We start from the raw sequence: 15294 nt of genomic DNA on the forward strand, positions 1-15294 counted from the left end.
AGTGTTTGTTTCAAAAGGAATCTCCAACCCCGATCAGACGATCGAGGCCGGGGATGTCAACATATCTGGCGTTGACTTTTGGCACGCTGTTGAGTTCTCAAGGAACGGACGCTTCCTTCGGACCGCCTTCCAGCGGGCCCTCCGGGCGCTTCGTTCTTTCGTGTTTCCAGCTTATCAGATGTTTTCCGCTCCGTTTTCCGGAGTTTCATTCATCGGATTCGCTTTCCGCTTTGTCACCCCGGTCTCCCGCGGCGACTCCGGAACTGTACGGGTAGCGGCCCGCCACATGCAAATCGCCTCCGCCCGGGGCTCCGGGCGGAGGCGATGGAGGCGATGGAGACGCCAGGTGATCGGGCCGGGGTCAGCGGACCTCGGTGATCTCCGGGCCGCGGGCGAACGGGTCGAGCGAGCCGTAGCGGCCCTCGCCCTCGCCGGCGGTGGCAGCAGCCCCGCCACCGTCGGCGACCATCTGGGCGTCCTCGGGAAGCTTCAGCACGATCGGGTCGCGGGGAGCCATCGGGCTCTCGCCGCGGACGACGACGGTCTGCCGGAAGACCTGCTCCAGGACGCCGGCCATCTCGGGCTGCACGGCGGCCTGGCCCGAGATCACGCCGCGCAGGAACCAGCGCGGGCCGTCGCACCCGACGAAGCGCACCAGCTGTACGCCCTGGGTGCCGTCCGGGAGCTGCACCGGGACCTGGGCGCGGAGGTGCCAGCCGAGCGGGCCTTCCTCCTCGTCGACCAGGCCGCCCTGCGAGGTGATGCCGTTGGCGATCTCCTCACGGACCTCTCCCCAGATGCCCTCCGACTTCGGGGCCGCGAAGGCCTGCAGCTGGATGGCGCTGTTGCCGAGCACGAGGGTCGCCGCGACGATCGCGTCACCCGCGACCTCGACGCGCAGCTCCATGCCCTCGACACCGGGAACCAGCAGACCCCCGAGGTCGACTCGCCCCTCCTCCGGGGTCTCCAGCTCACTGTGATCCCATGGGCCGTCCGGCCGCGGGGCCGGCGGCAGGCCGACCTTGTCGGCCGGGTCCAGCTCGGTCACGTTCTCGCTCTCGGCGGAACCTTCGACGTCATCGGCCGTCTCGTCGGCGCTGATGGCGTCGTCGGCGAGCTGCTCGACAGCGTCCTCGCTCTTCTGGCGACGACGGAACACGGTCACTGTCCTTCCCGGTCCAAGACCGATGCGAATACCTGCTCGGCTTCCTGCGAGGCCGCGGGAATGCTAGACCGCGGCGTGGCCACCGGTCGACCCGAACCCGCCCTCGGCACGTGCCGACCCGGGCAGCTCGGCCACCTCGTGGAAGCGGGCCTTCTCGACCTGCTGGATGACCAGCTGGGCGATCCGGTCCCCTCGGCGGAAGCTGACCCCCTCGCGCGGGTCCAGATTGACGACGATCACCTTGATCTCTCCACGGTACCCGGCATCGACCGTCCCCGGGGCGTTCACGAGGGCAACTCCGCAACGAGCTGCCAGCCCGGAGCGCGGGTGGACGAAGGCCGCGTAGCCGTCCGGGAGCGCGACGGCGATGCCGGTGGGGAGCACCGCCCGCTCTCCGGGGGCCAGCTCGGCGTCGACGGTGGTCCTCAGGTCGGCACCGGCGTCCCCGGGCTGCGCGTACTCGGGCAGCGGCAGCTCGGGGTCGATGCGCCGGATCAGGACGTCCAGCCGCGGGCGGGGGGTCTCGCTCAAGGGTTCACCTCAAAGGCTCGTGCGCGCTTCATCAGATCAGGGTCGTCGAGGACCTTCTCGATGTCCTCGGGACGACCGTGCGTGGTGAAGTGTTCCAGCTTCACCTGGACGAAGAGCGCCTGAGCCCGCACCGCGACCGGTCCGTCCGGGCCGCCGATCCGCGCCTCGGCGGCACTGTAGATCTTGCGGCCGTGCACGCCGGTGATCCAGGCGCGCAGGTGCAGCACGGAATCGACGGGCACCGGGCTGAGGAAGTCGGTCTCCAGCCGGCCGGTCACGGCGGGCGCGTGCAGCAGCCAGTTGAGCGTGCCGAGGGTCTCGTCCATCGCCGTGGTGAGGAGCCCGCCGTGGGCCAGCCCGGGGCCGCCCTGGTGGACGTCCCGGACGGTGAGCTCGGCCGTGACGTCCAGGCCTTCCCCCGCGACCGCGTCGATCCGCAGGCCGCCGGGGTGCTGCGGGCCGCAGCCGAAGCAGTGCTCGTAGTGGGAGCCGAGGCGGGTGCCGGGGGCGGGGGCCTGGGGGTGGCGCTCCGGAATCACGGCGTCCGGCGGCGGGGTGGTCGGGGTCGGCGGCAACGCGGGCGCCGATCGGTCGGTGGGGGTGGTGGGGGTGGTCGTACCGGTCACGGCTCGCAGCCTACCCAGGGGTAGCAAGGCCTCCGGTGGGGGTGGCGTCCCGTGCCGGGCGTCAGGGCGACCACAATGGAGGGCATGTACGACGAACGCCTCACGGTGCCGCGCTCCTGGTGGCTGCTCCCCGTCGCAGTCGGTCTGACCCTGGCGCTGATCCTGATCCGGGTCGGCGGTCTGGCCGCCCTGGTCGGCCTGGTGGTCGGCATCGCCGCCGGGGCGGTGGCGATCAGCAGCTACGGCTCGGCCCGGATCCGGGTGGTGCAGGGCTCGCTGGTGGCCGGGCCGGCCCGCATCCCGGTGGACGCGCTGGGCGCCGCGCAGGCGCTGAGCCCCGCCGAGGCCGCGGCCTGGCGCGGTCCGAAGGCCGACCCCCGAGCCTTCATGCTGCTGCGCAGCTACGTCCCCACCGCGCTGAGGGTCGAGGTGAGCGACCCGGCCGACCCGACGCCCTACCTCTATCTGTCGACCCGCTCGCCGATGAAGCTGGCCGAGGCGCTGGAGGAGGCCCGGCGCGGCGCCCGCACGTAGCCGGCGCACCACGAGGGCCCCGAAAGACCGAGAGGGACGGTTCCGCTGATGCGGGACCGTCCCTACGACTTTGTCCTCGCCGGCGCGCGGCCGACCGACTCCGTCCTCCCGGGTCCGCCCTTCCGGACGGACCGCGGACCTGCCGTCCGGCCCCGCTGCCCGGGGCCGGAAGGAGCGTTGTGCCGGTCCCGCGGGAGCCACGGGTGCCTGGCGCTGTCCGCTGCGGTGCTCAGGCGCCGCAGTCCCGGCAGATCGGGTTGCCGTTCTTCTCGCTGTAGAGCTGGCTGCGGTGGTGGACCAGGAAGCAGCTCATGCAGGTGAACTCGTCGGCCTGCTTGGGCAGGACCCGAACCGCGAGCTCCTCGTTCGAGAGGTCGGCACCGGGAAGCTCCATGCCCTCGGCGGCGTCGAACTCGTCGACGTCCACCGAGCTGCCGCCCTTGTCGTTCCGACGAGCCTTGAGCTCCTCGATGCTGTCCTCGTTGAGCTCGTCGTCGGTCTTGCGTGGGGTGTCGTAGTCGGTTGCCATTTTTCGCTCTCCCCCTCCGGGTTGTGCGGTGTGTGCGGTATCTCCAGCGCACGTAACGCATGGGGGGTCGGTCTTGTGCCCGACCCGAGGCGGAGATTTTGCCTTACTTCAAGCCCTGTTACTCAATCGACACTCAGCCAGGGCTCCGTTGGGGTGATCCTTCAGGGCGTGGAAGGCCTCACGCTGGGCCATCGCCAACCCGCCGAACGACCGTACTTCCGGCGACTCACAGTGACCGGAAGCCGCACCGGTGTCCTCGAAATCCCTTGCCCACCAGGGGCGCCAGCCAACCCCGCGTTCCGGCGGCAGGACAGATTCCGGTCACGGACGGCGATCGACACCCCCGGCCAGGTGATCACTCTCCGGGGTTGCCCGACGTCACGGAGCGACACGGTGTGAGCTTGGTCACGTTCAGAATCTTCCGGGACAAAACCCGGAAAATCCACCCACTCCACCCCCTCGATCCGGGGGCGCGCCCCTTCGTGGGAGCGCCCCCGCAGGCGTGTCAGCCGGCGTTGCGGCGGGCCTCCCGGCGGGCCAGCAGCGCGGCCTGGCGCTCCTCGAACTTGCGCGCCTGGGAGTCCAGGCCGTCCAGGAAGACACCCAGCTCGTTCTGCGCCACCAGGCCCTCGGGGCCGAGGCCGTCGAACTCCATCACCCGCAGGTGGCGCAGCACCGGCTGCAGCACGTCGTCGTGGTGGATGCGCAGGTTGTACACCCCACCGATGGCGATCTGCGCGGCGGCGCGCTCGAAACCGGGGATGCCGTGGCCGGGCATCCGGAAGTTGGTGACGACGTCGGCGATGGCGCGCATGGCCTGGTCCGGGGCGATCTCCAGGGCGGCCTTCAGCAGGTTCCGGTAGAAGACCATGTGCAGGTTCTCGTCGTTGGCGATCTTCGCCAGCAGCTGGTCGCACAGCGGGTCGCCGGCGTACTTGCCGGTGTTGCGGTGCGAGATGCGGGTGGCGAGCTCCTGGAAGGCCACGTACGCGACCGAGTGCAGCATGCTGTGGGAGTTGTCGGACTCGAAGCCCTCGGACATGTGCGACATCCGGGCCCGCTCCAGCTCGACCGGGTCGACGGCCCGGGTGGCGAGCAGGAAGTCGCGAATGGCTATCCCGTGCCGGCCCTCCTCGGCGGTCCAGCGGTGCACCCAGGTGCCCCAGGCGCCCTCGCGGCCGAACATGGTCGCGATCTCGTGGTGGTAGCTGGGGAGGTTGTCCTCGGTCAGCAGGTTGACGACCAGGGACACCCGGCCGAGCGGGGTCACCTGCGACTGCTCGACGTTCCACGCCTCGCCGCCCAGCACGCCGTCGAAGTCACGGCCCTGGCTCCACGGGACGAACTCGTGGGGCATCCACTCCTTGGCGACCCCCAGGTGGCGGTTGAGCTCCTTCTCCACGACCTCCTCGAGGGCCAGGATCAGTCGCGTGTCGGTCCAGCCGCTCGATCCGAGCGAGGGGCTGCTCTGCACAGGGGCGATGGTCACGGTCGTGCTCCTGGGGGACGGATACGCGCGGGACGGGCGCGTGGGGCGGGCAAGCGCCGTGCGGAGCCGTCGGCGGGCGGACCGGCAGGCGCACTTACGGTTGCGTAGGTTACGACACCGTAAGTTGCCCGGGCCGGAAATGACAAGCCGCCCCCGCCAGGCCTTATGTCGTCTTGACAGGCCTGCCGGGGGCGGCTGAAAACGGTCGCCCACGGAACGCGCCGGAGTCCGGGGCCGTTACCTCGCGGAACGGCACAGGGGGCCCCTACGGCGAGGGGATCCGGACCCGCATGGTGAGCCCTCCCCCGGCGCGCGGGGTGGCCTCGATGGTGCCGCCGTGGGCGCGCACCACCGAACGGACGATGGACAGGCCCAGCCCGACCCCCTTGTCGCTGCGGGTGCGGTCGGCGCCCTTGATCCGGCGGAACGGCTCGAAGATGTGCTCCAGCTCGTAGCCGGGGACCACCGGGCCGGTGTTGGAGACCACCAGCTCGCCGCCGCCCGGCACCGTGGCGGTGGCCAGCTCCACCCAGCCGCCCGGGGTGTTGTACCGGACGGCGTTCTGCAGCAGGTTCAGCGCGAGCCGCTCCAGCAGCACGCCGTTGCCCGCGACGACGGCCGGATCGAGCTTCGAACGCAGCTCGACCTCGCGCTTGTCGGCCTCGCTGCGGGTCTGCTCCAAAGCCCGGGTGGCCACCTCGGACAGCTCCACCGAACGGCGGTCGGTCAGCTCGTTCTCGCTGCGGGCGAGCAGCAGCAGGCCCTCGACCAGCTGCTCGCTGCGCTCGTTGGTGGCCAGCAGGGTCCTGCCGAGCTGCTGGAGGTCGGGCGAGGCGGCCGGGTCGGAGAGCTGGACCTCCAGCAGGGTCCGGTTGATCGCCAACGGGGTGCGCAGTTCGTGCGAGGCGTTGGCGACGAAGCGGCGCTGGGAGTCGAAGGAGCGGTCCAGCCGGTCCAGCATGTCGTCGAAGGTGTCGGCGAGCTCCTTGAGCTCGTCGTCGGGCCCGTCCAGCTCGATCCGGCGGTGCAGGTCGGAGGAGGCGACCTCACGGGCGGTCCGGGTGATCCGGCCGAGCGGGCGCAGCACCCGGCCGGCCATCGCGTAGCCGGCCGCGAAAGCGATCACGGAGAGGCAGACGAGCACCGTGAGCAGCTTGCGCAGCAGGGTGTTGAGCGCCTGGCCGGCCTGGTAGGACCGGTAGTCGTTCAGCCACTGGTCGAGCGCGGACTGGTTGGAGATGATCTGGCCGTCCGGCGTCCGCACGGGGATGCCGTTGAGCAGCAGGTGCGGCTGGCCGACCTGCTGGAGCGCCTGCTGGACGAAGAAGTACATCACCAGCAGCAGCACCACGCCGGCCATCAGGAACATCCCGCCGTACAGCAGGGTGAGCCGCATCCGGATGGTGGGGCGGAACGGCAGCCAGGCGAGCAGGCCGTCGCCGGGGACGTAGGTCTCGGGCTGGCGCGGCCGGCCCTGGTGCGGCGCGTGTGCGGGCTTCGGCGGGACGGCGCGCGGGCCGCCGGCGGGCACGCCGGAGGGCCCGCCGGCCGGGCGCGGCGGGGTGCTCATGATGGTCCTCTCGGGCGTCCGCCGGGGCGGGCGCCGGTACGGCGGGGGAATCCTCGGGGGCGGACCCGGCGGCTCGGGCCGCTGGATTCCGGCTGCGGGGGCGGGTTCCGGTCAGATCCGGTAGCCGGAACCCGGCACGGTGACGATCACCGGCGGGTCGCCGAGCTTGCGGCGCAGGGTCATCACGGTGACGCGCACGACGTTGGTGAACGGGTCGGTGTGCTCGTCCCAGGCCTTCTCGAGGAGCTGCTCGGCGGAGACGACGGCGCCGCCGGCCCGCATCAGCACCTCCAGGACGGCGAACTCCTTGGGGGCGAGCTGGACGGTGCGCCCCTCGCGGATCACCTCGCGCCGTCCGGGGTCGAGCGAGATGCCGGCCCGCTCCAGCACCGGGGGCAGCGGGATGGTCGCGCGGCGGCCCAGCGCCCTCACCCGGGCGACGAGTTCACTGAAGGCGAACGGCTTCGGAAGGTAGTCGTCGGCGCCGATCTCCAGGCCCTCGACCCGGTCGCTGATGTCGCCGGAGGCGGTCAGCATGATCACCCGGGTCGCCAGGCCCTGCTCGACCACCTTGCGGCACACGTCGTCGCCGTGCACCAGCGGGAGGTCGCGGTCCAGGACCACCACGTCGTAGTCGTTGACCGCGATGCGCTGGAGCGCGGCCTCCCCGTCGTACACCACGTCGACGGCCATCGCCTCGCGGCGCAGGCCGGTCGCGACGGCCTCGGCAAGCAGCTGCTCGTCCTCGACGACGAGAACCCGCACGGTCGTTGTCCCTTCTCCAGGCCGGCCCCGGAAGCGGACGCACGGCTCCGACGGTGCCTCCATCCTGCCTGGTCCTGCGGTAAAGCAGCGATAAGCTGCCCCGCTGGCACGGGGCCGGGCACCGCGGCGCTGACCGTTCGTGTCGGGAACGCTCCGCTTGGACTGTGACACGGGCAACTTTCTTCCGCCCGGAGGTTTCCCGGCCCCCGGGGTGGGGAGGACAGCTGCACACCCGCGATCTGGCTGTTGGCCGATCGCACCCACCCGCCGTGCGTTCATCCGCGCCGGCCCTGGGGCTGGGGCGTCACCGGAAGCGGCCGAAGGGCCGTCCCCGCGCCCGACCGGAGATCCACCACCTGTCGGTCCGGGCGCATTCACCGGCTGGACCCTCCCCCGGGGCGGAGAGCGCACGACCGTGCACGTCCGACACAGTAAGGGGGCCCGTATGGACGCCTTCAAGGCCGGAATCCTGCAGCGCATAGCCAACGCCGAGCAGGACCTGCACCGCGCGATCGAGGCCGGGGACGAGTTCCTCGCCGAGGTGGAGCAGTCCGAGCTGGACGACCTCCGTCGTCTCGCCGCCGAGCACGGTGTGGACACCGTGCTGGACCGCCACCGCACCGCCGCCTGACCCGACGCCGGATTCCGGCACCAGCGGCCCTGCGGGGGCCGTGCGAAACCCCAGGCCCTGGCATCCCCCGTGTGCCAGGGTCTTCGCTTGCCCGGGGGCGTGTTCCCCGGGGCCCGGTCCGCTCGTCCGAGGCCCCGGGTGGACTCAGTCCGTCCAGGCGCGCAGCGCGGCCAGCCGCTCCTGCAGCGGCTCGTACACGCCCGGGGCGGCGGCCACGGTCAGCTCGCCGTCCGGGCCGTGGCCGGGACGGCCGCCGACCAGTGCGCCGGCCTCGCCGGCGATCAGGCAGCCGGCCGCCCGGTCCCAGGGAGCGAGGCCGCGCTCGTAGTAGCCGTCCAGCCGCCCGGCGGCGACGTCGCACAGGTCCACCGCGGCCGCCCCGCCCCGGCGGACGTCCCGCACCTCGGGCATCAGTGCCAGCAGCACCTCGGCCTGGCGCACCCGCACCGGCTGGACGTAGTTGAAGCCGGTGGCGATCAGCGCCTGGCCCCAGGGCGGGGCCGGGCGGGCCGAGACCGGGCGGCCGTCGAGACGGGCGCCGCGGCCCAGCACGGCGTGGAACAGCTCGCCGCGCGCTGGGGCGTACACCACCCCGACGACGGCCCGGCCGTCCACCTCGGCGGCCACGCTGACCGCCCAGGAGGGCAGCCCGTACAGGTAGTTGACCGTGCCGTCGAGCGGGTCGACGACCCAGCGCACCCCGCTGCTGCCCGGGCGCTCGGCTCCCTCCTCGCCGAGGTAGCCGTCCTCGGGGCGGCGGTCGGCGATCAGCTCCACGATGAGCTTCTCGGAAGCGAGGTCCATCTCGGTGACCACGTCGACCGGGCTGCTCTTGGTGCCGGCCACGCCGAGGTCGGCGGGGCGGCCGTCGCGCAGCAGCACGCCGGCCTGCCGGGCCGCGTCCAGGGCGACGTCCAGCAGGTCGTCGAGGAGCCCGTCGGCGGGCGGGGCGGGGGTGGGCACGGGGGTTCTCCTCCTGGGTCAGCGCTCGGCGGCGGCCGGGCGGGCGGCGCGCGGGTTGGGGCAGCAGGCCACCGCGCACACGTCGTGGCTGGGGCCGAGGGCGCCGAGCGCGCAGCGGCTCACGCCCTCGCCGCGCTCGGTGGCGGCCCGCTCCAGGACGAGTTCGCGGACCGCGGCTGTGAACCGCGGGTCGGCGCCGACGGTGGCCGCCCGGGCGACCGGCAGGCCCAGTTCGGCGGCCTTGGCGACGGCCTCGGTGTCGAGGTCGTACTTGACCTCCATGTGGTCGGAGACGAAGCCGATCGGGACCATCACCACGGCCGGCGCGCCGTCGGCGTGCTGCGCCTCCAGGTGGTCGCAGATGTCGGGCTCCAGCCACGGGATGTGCGGGGCGCCGCTGCGGCTCTGGAACACCAGCTCCCACGGCCGGTCGGCCACGCCGGTGCGCTCGGCGACGGCCGCGGCGATCAGCCGGGCCACCTCCAGGTGCTGGGCGACGTACGCGCCGCCGGGGGTGCCGCGGGCCGGGTCGTCCGGGGCGCCGGAGGTCTCCGCCATCGCGTCCGGGATGGAGTGGGTGGTGAAGGCCAGCCGGGCGCCGGGGCGGACGGCCTCGGGCAGCTCGTTCAGGGCGGCCACGGTGGCGTCGATCATCGGCTCGACGAAGCCGGGGTGGTTGTAGAAGTGCCGCAGCTTGTCGACGGTCAGCGCCGGGCGGCCCTCCTCGGCGAGGACGGCCAGCGCGTCGGCCAGGTTCTCCCGGTACTGGCGGCAGCCCGAGTATCCGGCGTAGGCGCTGGTGGCGAGCACCGCGATCCGGCGATGGCCGTCGGCGGCCATCTCCCGCAGGGTGTCCACCAGGTACGGCGCCCAGTTCCGGTTGCCCCAGTAGACCGGCAGGTCCAGCCCGTGCCCGGCGAAGTCCTTGCGCAGGGCGGCCAGCAGCTCGCGGTTCTGCTCGTTGATCGGGCTCACCCCGCCGAACAGGAAGTAGTGCCGGCCCACCTCCTTCAGCCGTTCCCTGGGGATGCCGCGGCCCCGGGTGACGTTCTCCAGGAACGGGACGACGTCCTCCGGGGCCTCGGGCCCGCCGAAGGAGAGGAGCAGCAGGGCGTCGTACGGGGCGGCGCCGGATGAGGAGGGTTTGCGCGCGTCGGACATGGCACCGATCCTGCCACTGAGGGGCCGGGGCCCGGCGCCGGGGCCGCGTTGGTGTCCGGAAAATACCGTTTGCCAACGTACGTAAGCTGTGTTGACCAGCCTTGTTCCTTACCCCCCTGTCCGGAGCTCCCGTGCTGTCCAGCTACCGCCGAATATTCGCCGCGCCAGGCACCCTGGCCTTCTCCTCCGCCGGGTTCGTAGCCCGCCTGCCGATCTCCATGGCCGGCATCGGCATCGTGACCATGCTCTCCCAGCTGACGGGGTCGTACGGGCTGGCGGGCGCGGTCTCCGCAACGATGGCGGTCGCCGCCGCGGCGCTCGGCCCGGCGGTCTCCTGGCTGGTCGACCGCCGCGGGCAGCGCCACGTCGCCGTCCCGGCCACCGCGCTCACCGTCGCCGCCGCGACCGGGCTCCTGCTCTGCGCCCACTTCCACGCACCGTCCTGGACGCTGTTCCTGTTCGCCGTCGGCCTCGGCGTCATGCCCAGCGCCGGCGCCATGGTCCGCGCCCGCTGGGCCCACCTCTACCGCGACGCCCCCGCCAAGCTGCACACCGCGTACTCCTTCGAGGCCGTGGTCGACGAGGTCTGCTTCATCGTCGGCCCGATCCTCGCCATCGGCCTGGCCACCAACGTGTTCCCCGAGTCCGGCGTCCTCGTGGCCGTCGTCGCGCTCGCCGTCGGCATCGCCCTGTTCACCGCCCAGCGCCGCACCGAGCCGCCGGTCCACCCGGCTTCGGCCCACGGCGGCGGCAGCGCCATCCTCAACGGTGGCCTGATCGTCCTGGTGCTGACCTTCGTCGCCACCGGCGCGATCTTCGGCTCGGTCGAGATCGTCACCGTCGCCTTCGCCGACGCCCAGGGGCACAAGGGGCTCTCCAGCATCGTCCTGGCCGTCTGGGCCGTCGGCTCCGGCCTGGCCGGCGTCGTCTACGGAGCGCTCAAGCCCAGGAGCCCGCTGTCCACCCGCTTCTTCGTCGGCGTGGTGATGATGGCGCTCAGCATGGTCCCCATCCTGCTCGTCGCCTCCACCGTGCACGGCGTGGGCGGGCTGGTCGCGGCCGGTGCCGCCCTGCTGATCGCCGGCGTCGCCATCTCCCCCACCCTCATCTCCGCGATGGCCCTGGTCGAACGGCTCGTCCCGGCCGCCAAGCTCACCGAGGGCATGGCCTGGACCACCACCGGACTCGCCCTCGGCGTGGCCTTCGGCTCCTCGGTCGGCGGCTGGGTGGTCGACGCCTCCGGCGCCCCGTCCGGCTACTGGGTCCCGCTGACCGCCGGTGCCCTCGGGGTGCTCGTCGCGCTCACCGGACTCGGCCGGCTGCGCGCCGGAGTCACCGCGAACGAGCAAGTGGAAGCGGTCGAACGACCCGTAGACGCCGAACGGTGAACTGACTAATCTCTCGCCCTACCCAGGGCCCTACCCGTGGGTAGGGCGGCCCCCGCCGCCCCGGACGCGCCGACCTCGTTCGGCCACGGAGCAGGAGGCAGCGCAATGCCCCAGGCCAGCACCGCGACCCGCACCCGATGGACCAACTGGGCCGGCAACCAGAGCGCCCACCCGGCCCGGACCGCCACCCCCGGCACCGCGGAGGAACTGGCCAAGGAGATCCTGCGCGCCGCCGAACAGGGCCGCAGCGTCAAGGCCGCCGGCTCCGGCCACTCCTTCACCGCGATCGCCTCCCCCGGCGACGGCCTGCTGGTCCGCCCCCACGCGCTCACCGCCGTCCGCGAGATCGACCGCGAGGCCGGCACCGTCACCGTCGAGTCCGGCCTCCCGCTGAGCCGCCTCAACCGGATCCTCGCCGCCGAGGGCCTCGCCCTCACCAACATGGGCGACATCGAGGTCCAGACCGTGGCCGGCGCCACCAGCACCGGCACCCACGGCACCGGCCGCGACTCCGGCTCCCTCGCCGCCCAGGTCCGCGCCCTGGAGATCGTCCTCGCCGACGGCACCGTCCGGCGCTGCTCCCCCACCGAGAACCCCCGGCTCTTCCAGGGCGCCCGGCTCGGCCTCGGCGCCCTCGGCGTGATCACCGCCCTCACCTTCGCCGTCGAACCCGCCTTCCTGCTCACCGCCCACGAGCAGCCGATGGGCTTCGACGAGGTACTGGAGCGCCTCGACGACCTCACCGCCGTCAACGAGCACTTCGAGTTCTACTGGTTCCCCCACACCGACCGCTGCTCCACCAAGCGCAACAACCGCAGCCAGGGCCCGGCCGCCCCGCTGCCCCGGTTCAAGGGCTGGCTGGAGGACGACTTCCTCTCCAACACCGTCTGGGAGGGCGCCTGCCGGGTCGGCCGCCGCTTCCCCGGCGCCATCCCCACCATCGCCTCGCTCGCCAGCCGCGCCTGGTCCGACCGCAGCTACACCGACACCTCCCACAAGGTGTTCACCAGCCCGCGCAGGGTCCGCTTCGTGGAGATGGAGTACGCCGTCCCGCGCGCGGCCGTCGCCGAGGTGCTGCGCGAACTGAAGGCCCTGGTCGAACGCTCCGACTGGAAGGTCAGCTTCCCGGTCGAGGTGCGCTTCGCCCCCGCCGACGACCTCTGGCTGTCCACCGCCTCCGGCCGGGACAGCGCCTACATCGCCGTCCACCTCTACCGGGGCACCCGTGACCCGGGCTACTTCACCGGAGTGGAACAGCTGATGTCCGCCCACCAGGGCCGCCCCCACTGGGGCAAGCTGCACACCCGGGACGCCGAGTACCTGGCCGGCGTCTACCCGCACTTCGGCGACTTCACGGCGCTGCGCGACGAGGTCGACCCGCAGCGCCTCTTCGGCAACGACTACCTGCGGCGCGTACTGGGGGCCTAGGACACCTAGGGCGTTTCCGCAGCCGGCGGTGGGACCACCGTCGGCTGCGCCGGGGCGTCGGTGGGCGTCGGCGGCTGGGGCGTGGACCCGTCCGTCGGCCCGCTGCCGCCGCCCGCCGACGGGGACGCGCCGCTCGAGGGGGTCGTGCTCGGAACGGCCGAGGGGGAGGCTGCGCCGCCGTGCTCGCCGGTGCCGCCGCTCGGGGTCCGGCCCGGCTCGCGGCTCGGCGGGGTGGACGCCGGGGCCGAGGCGCCGCCGGAGGGCGCGCCGCCCGGTCCGCGCCCGCCGCCCCCGGTGGCCGGCCGCTCCGCGGGGGCGTCCTGCGGCGTGGACGACTTCGGGGTCACCGCGCCACCGAAGGACGTCCCGTTGCCGGACTCGCCCTTGACCGTCGCCGACACCGGCTGTCCGGTGGCCAGCTCGAACGCCAGGATCGGCGTCATCGCCAGCAGGAACACCAGCCCGGACACCGCCGCGTAGCTCTTCCAGCCCCACCGCCGACGCGCCCGCACCACCTGCGGCTCGTTCCACTCCGAGGTGATCACCGGCCCGAGCGGCTCCGGCGCGGCCCGCTCGGGCTCCACCGGAACCTGGCGCAGGGAGTTCACGGTCTGGTTCGGCCCGCGGTCCACCGCCGCGCGCAGCTGCTGGCCGGTCCTCCTGAACGCGTGCTGGAACACCGCGCCGCCGGTGGTGGCCCCGATGCTGACCACCGCCGCGCCCATGATCGTGCCGTACACGCCGAGTTCCGAGGCGAGCAGCGCGCCCACCACCGCGGCCAGCGCGCTCGCCGCGACCTGAGCCACGCTCAGATCGATCCGCTTGCGCTCCTGCTTGCCGCCCTCCTCGGCGGGGCTCCGCTCCGGCATCAACATCCCTCGGTCCGTACGACTCTTACTCGAACAAGCCACTCCATCTTGCCCAAAGAAGGACACAAGGGGCGAAAATGCGGTTCTGCGCGCCAGGATTGTGTGAAGATGATCACCGTCCATCCGGCGGTGGTGCGCCGTTGGGGGCGCGCGCTCTTGAGATTCCCGTGAATCGCGGGAGACTTGAGCGGCGAGCCGCCCCTTCGGATGCCACGAATGGAGTACTGTTCGTAAAGCCCGAGCCTTGGGTCGACTTGTCGACTGTGCCTACACCGACAGCTTGACGAAGAGCCACTGAACGGGCACGCACGGCGACGCCGGTCCCGGATCGTCGCGAACACTCCGCGTGCGAGGACGGCCGGGACACCCAGGCGCGACGTCAACGGACGACGTGGCAAAGAGGCAACCGTGCCACATTGGTGTGACCGGGCGTAAGCCCGACACGCCGGGGAACTCAGCAAGGTTGTGGCCAGTCGCGAGTGGGCAGGCCACACTCAGTACGGGAGCAGCGACGCAGGTGACGTCGGCAGGCACCACCCGGGAGGTAACCGTGCCCGAACTGCGGGTTGTGGCCGTCAGCAACGACGGCACACGGCTGGTGCTCAAGGCTGCCGACAGCACGGAGTACACCCTCCCCATCGACGAGCGGCTGCGCGCCGCCATCCGCGGCGACCGGCCGCGCCTCGGCCAGATCGAGATCGAGGTCGAGAGCCACCTCCGCCCCCGGGACATCCAGGCGCGGATACGAGCCGGTGCCTCCGCCGAGGAGGTCGCCCAGGCCGCCGGCATCTCCGTCGACCGCGTCCGCCGCTTCGAGGGGCCGGTCCTCGCCGAGCGCGCCTTCATGGCCGAGCGCGCCCGCAAGACCGCCATCCGCCGCAACGGCGAGTCCCCCGGACCGCAGCTCGGCGAGGCCGTGGCCGAGCGGCTCGCGCTGCGCGGCGCCGAGAAGGACACCGAGCGCTGGGACTCCTGGCGGCGCGACGACGGCACCTGGGAGGTCATCCTCTCCTACCGTGCCGACGGCGAGGGCCGCAGTGCGTCCTGGACGTACGACCCGCCCCGGCGCCTGGTCCAGCCCAACGACGACGAGGCCCGCGCGCTGATCGGCGAGACGGTCGAGCGCGAGGAGGACTCGGTCTTCCCGTTCATCCCGCGGATCGCCCGGCTCCCCCAGGACCGGCCGCCCCGCCCGATGATCGACCGGCCCTCCGCCGACCGCATCATGTCGGCCCGCGAAGTCCGCGAGTCGCGGGAGGCCACCGCCGAGTCCCGGGACTCGCTGACCAGCCTGCTCGACGTGGTCCCCGCCTTCCGCGGCGACCTCGCCGTCGGCGGCCCCGCCCCGATCGAACCGGTGCCCGCCGAGGTCGCCGAGGAGAGCGAGGAACCGGCCGCGGCCGCCGCCCCGGCGGTCGGCGCGGGCTCGGCCTACGCCGACATCCTGATGCCGCGCGCCGTCGCCCCGCACCGCGAGCGCCTGGTCGGCACCACCGACCGGCAGGCCGAGGCGGACGGCGTCCGGCCCGGCCGCCGGGCCACCGTGCCCAGCTGGGACGAGATCGTCTTCGGCAGCCGGCGCAAGAAGCAGGAGTAGTCACCGACAAACGTCGGAGGGGCGGGAGGCCTGGCCTCCCGCCCCTCC

The 15294-nt window shown here is 72.7% G+C and carries 15 protein-coding genes; 5 read left to right on the top strand and 10 right to left on the bottom strand.

What is annotated here, in order from left to right; genetic code table 11:
* Positions 1–361: 361 nt before the first annotated feature.
* From BOQ63_RS17185 to BOQ63_RS17195, 3 genes are all read right to left on the bottom strand, one after another.
* Positions 362–1159 carry a DUF3710 domain-containing protein gene (locus BOQ63_RS17185; protein ID WP_030285487.1) on the bottom strand — a complete coding sequence of 266 codons (798 nt, stop codon included), beginning with the start codon at positions 1157–1159 and terminating at the stop codon, positions 362–364.
* Between the two features lie 69 nt (positions 1160–1228).
* Entirely contained in the window at positions 1229–1696 is a 468-nt protein-coding gene (gene dut, locus BOQ63_RS17190; protein WP_030285485.1) for a dUTP diphosphatase, read from the bottom strand.
* On the bottom strand, positions 1693–2271 hold the full coding sequence (locus tag BOQ63_RS17195; protein ID WP_030285483.1) for a PaaI family thioesterase: 579 nt from the start codon (positions 2269–2271) through the stop codon (positions 1693–1695). The genes dut and BOQ63_RS17195 overlap by 4 nt, the downstream gene beginning before the upstream one ends.
* Positions 2272–2406: 135 nt before the next feature.
* Here BOQ63_RS17195 and BOQ63_RS17200 point away from each other — a divergent pair, with 135 nt between their 5' ends.
* On the top strand, positions 2407–2856 hold the full coding sequence (locus BOQ63_RS17200; RefSeq protein ID WP_370863295.1) for a DUF3093 domain-containing protein: 450 nt from the start codon (positions 2407–2409) through the stop codon (positions 2854–2856).
* Between the two features lie 229 nt (positions 2857–3085).
* Here the strand turns inward: BOQ63_RS17200 and BOQ63_RS17205 are convergent, their stop codons facing one another.
* The 4 genes from BOQ63_RS17205 to BOQ63_RS17220 all read right to left on the bottom strand — a co-directional run bounded on the left by BOQ63_RS17205 (position 3086) and on the right by BOQ63_RS17220 (position 7209).
* Positions 3086–3385: a DUF4193 domain-containing protein gene (locus tag BOQ63_RS17205; RefSeq protein WP_030285479.1), complete on the bottom strand. Its 300-nt coding sequence runs from the start codon at positions 3383–3385 to the stop codon at positions 3086–3088.
* 505 nt (positions 3386–3890) lie between these two features.
* On the bottom strand, positions 3891–4874 hold the full coding sequence (locus BOQ63_RS17210) for an acyl-ACP desaturase (RefSeq protein ID WP_072654580.1): 984 nt from the start codon (positions 4872–4874) through the stop codon (positions 3891–3893).
* 265 nt (positions 4875–5139) lie between these two features.
* Positions 5140–6444: a sensor histidine kinase gene (locus BOQ63_RS17215; protein ID WP_030285475.1), complete on the bottom strand. Its 1305-nt coding sequence runs from the start codon at positions 6442–6444 to the stop codon at positions 5140–5142.
* A gap of 111 nt (positions 6445–6555) precedes the next feature.
* On the bottom strand, positions 6556–7209 hold the full coding sequence (locus BOQ63_RS17220; protein WP_030285473.1) for a response regulator transcription factor: 654 nt from the start codon (positions 7207–7209) through the stop codon (positions 6556–6558).
* A 445-nt stretch (positions 7210–7654) separates the two neighbouring features.
* Between BOQ63_RS17220 and BOQ63_RS17225 the strand changes: the two genes are divergently transcribed.
* Positions 7655–7840, top strand: a complete 186-nt coding sequence (locus BOQ63_RS17225; protein ID WP_030285471.1) for a hypothetical protein — start codon at positions 7655–7657, stop codon at positions 7838–7840.
* A 144-nt stretch (positions 7841–7984) separates the two neighbouring features.
* On the opposite strand, the gene BOQ63_RS17230 is transcribed toward BOQ63_RS17225, so the two are convergent.
* Both BOQ63_RS17230 and BOQ63_RS17235 read right to left on the bottom strand, forming a co-directional pair.
* The gene (locus BOQ63_RS17230; protein WP_030285469.1) at positions 7985–8803 is read right to left on the bottom strand and encodes an inositol monophosphatase family protein; all 819 of its coding nucleotides are present in this window, start codon (positions 8801–8803) and stop codon (positions 7985–7987) included.
* 18 nt (positions 8804–8821) lie between these two features.
* Positions 8822–9964 (bottom strand): ferrochelatase, encoded by a 1143-nt coding sequence (locus BOQ63_RS17235; RefSeq protein ID WP_030285467.1) that lies wholly within the window; start codon positions 9962–9964, stop codon positions 8822–8824.
* Between the two features lie 131 nt (positions 9965–10095).
* On the opposite strand from BOQ63_RS17235, the gene BOQ63_RS17240 reads away from it, so the two are divergent.
* Positions 10096–11352, top strand: coding sequence for an MFS transporter (locus BOQ63_RS17240; RefSeq protein ID WP_046386694.1), 1257 nt, complete (start codon positions 10096–10098; stop codon positions 11350–11352).
* A 105-nt stretch (positions 11353–11457) separates the two neighbouring features.
* The gene (locus tag BOQ63_RS17245; RefSeq protein WP_030285461.1) at positions 11458–12780 is read left to right on the top strand and encodes a D-arabinono-1,4-lactone oxidase; all 1323 of its coding nucleotides are present in this window, start codon (positions 11458–11460) and stop codon (positions 12778–12780) included.
* A gap of 5 nt (positions 12781–12785) precedes the next feature.
* On the opposite strand, the gene BOQ63_RS17250 is transcribed toward BOQ63_RS17245, so the two are convergent.
* The gene (locus BOQ63_RS17250) at positions 12786–13649 is read right to left on the bottom strand and encodes a hypothetical protein (RefSeq protein ID WP_150475962.1); all 864 of its coding nucleotides are present in this window, start codon (positions 13647–13649) and stop codon (positions 12786–12788) included.
* A gap of 517 nt (positions 13650–14166) precedes the next feature.
* On the opposite strand from BOQ63_RS17250, the gene sepH reads away from it, so the two are divergent.
* Positions 14167–15246: a septation protein SepH gene (gene sepH, locus BOQ63_RS17255; protein ID WP_072654586.1), complete on the top strand. Its 1080-nt coding sequence runs from the start codon at positions 14167–14169 to the stop codon at positions 15244–15246.
* Positions 15247–15294: the final 48 nt, after the last annotated feature.

This window comes from Streptomyces viridifaciens, from assembly GCF_001888885.2.
Taxonomy (GTDB): domain Bacteria; phylum Actinomycetota; class Actinomycetes; order Streptomycetales; family Streptomycetaceae; genus Kitasatospora; species Kitasatospora aureofaciens.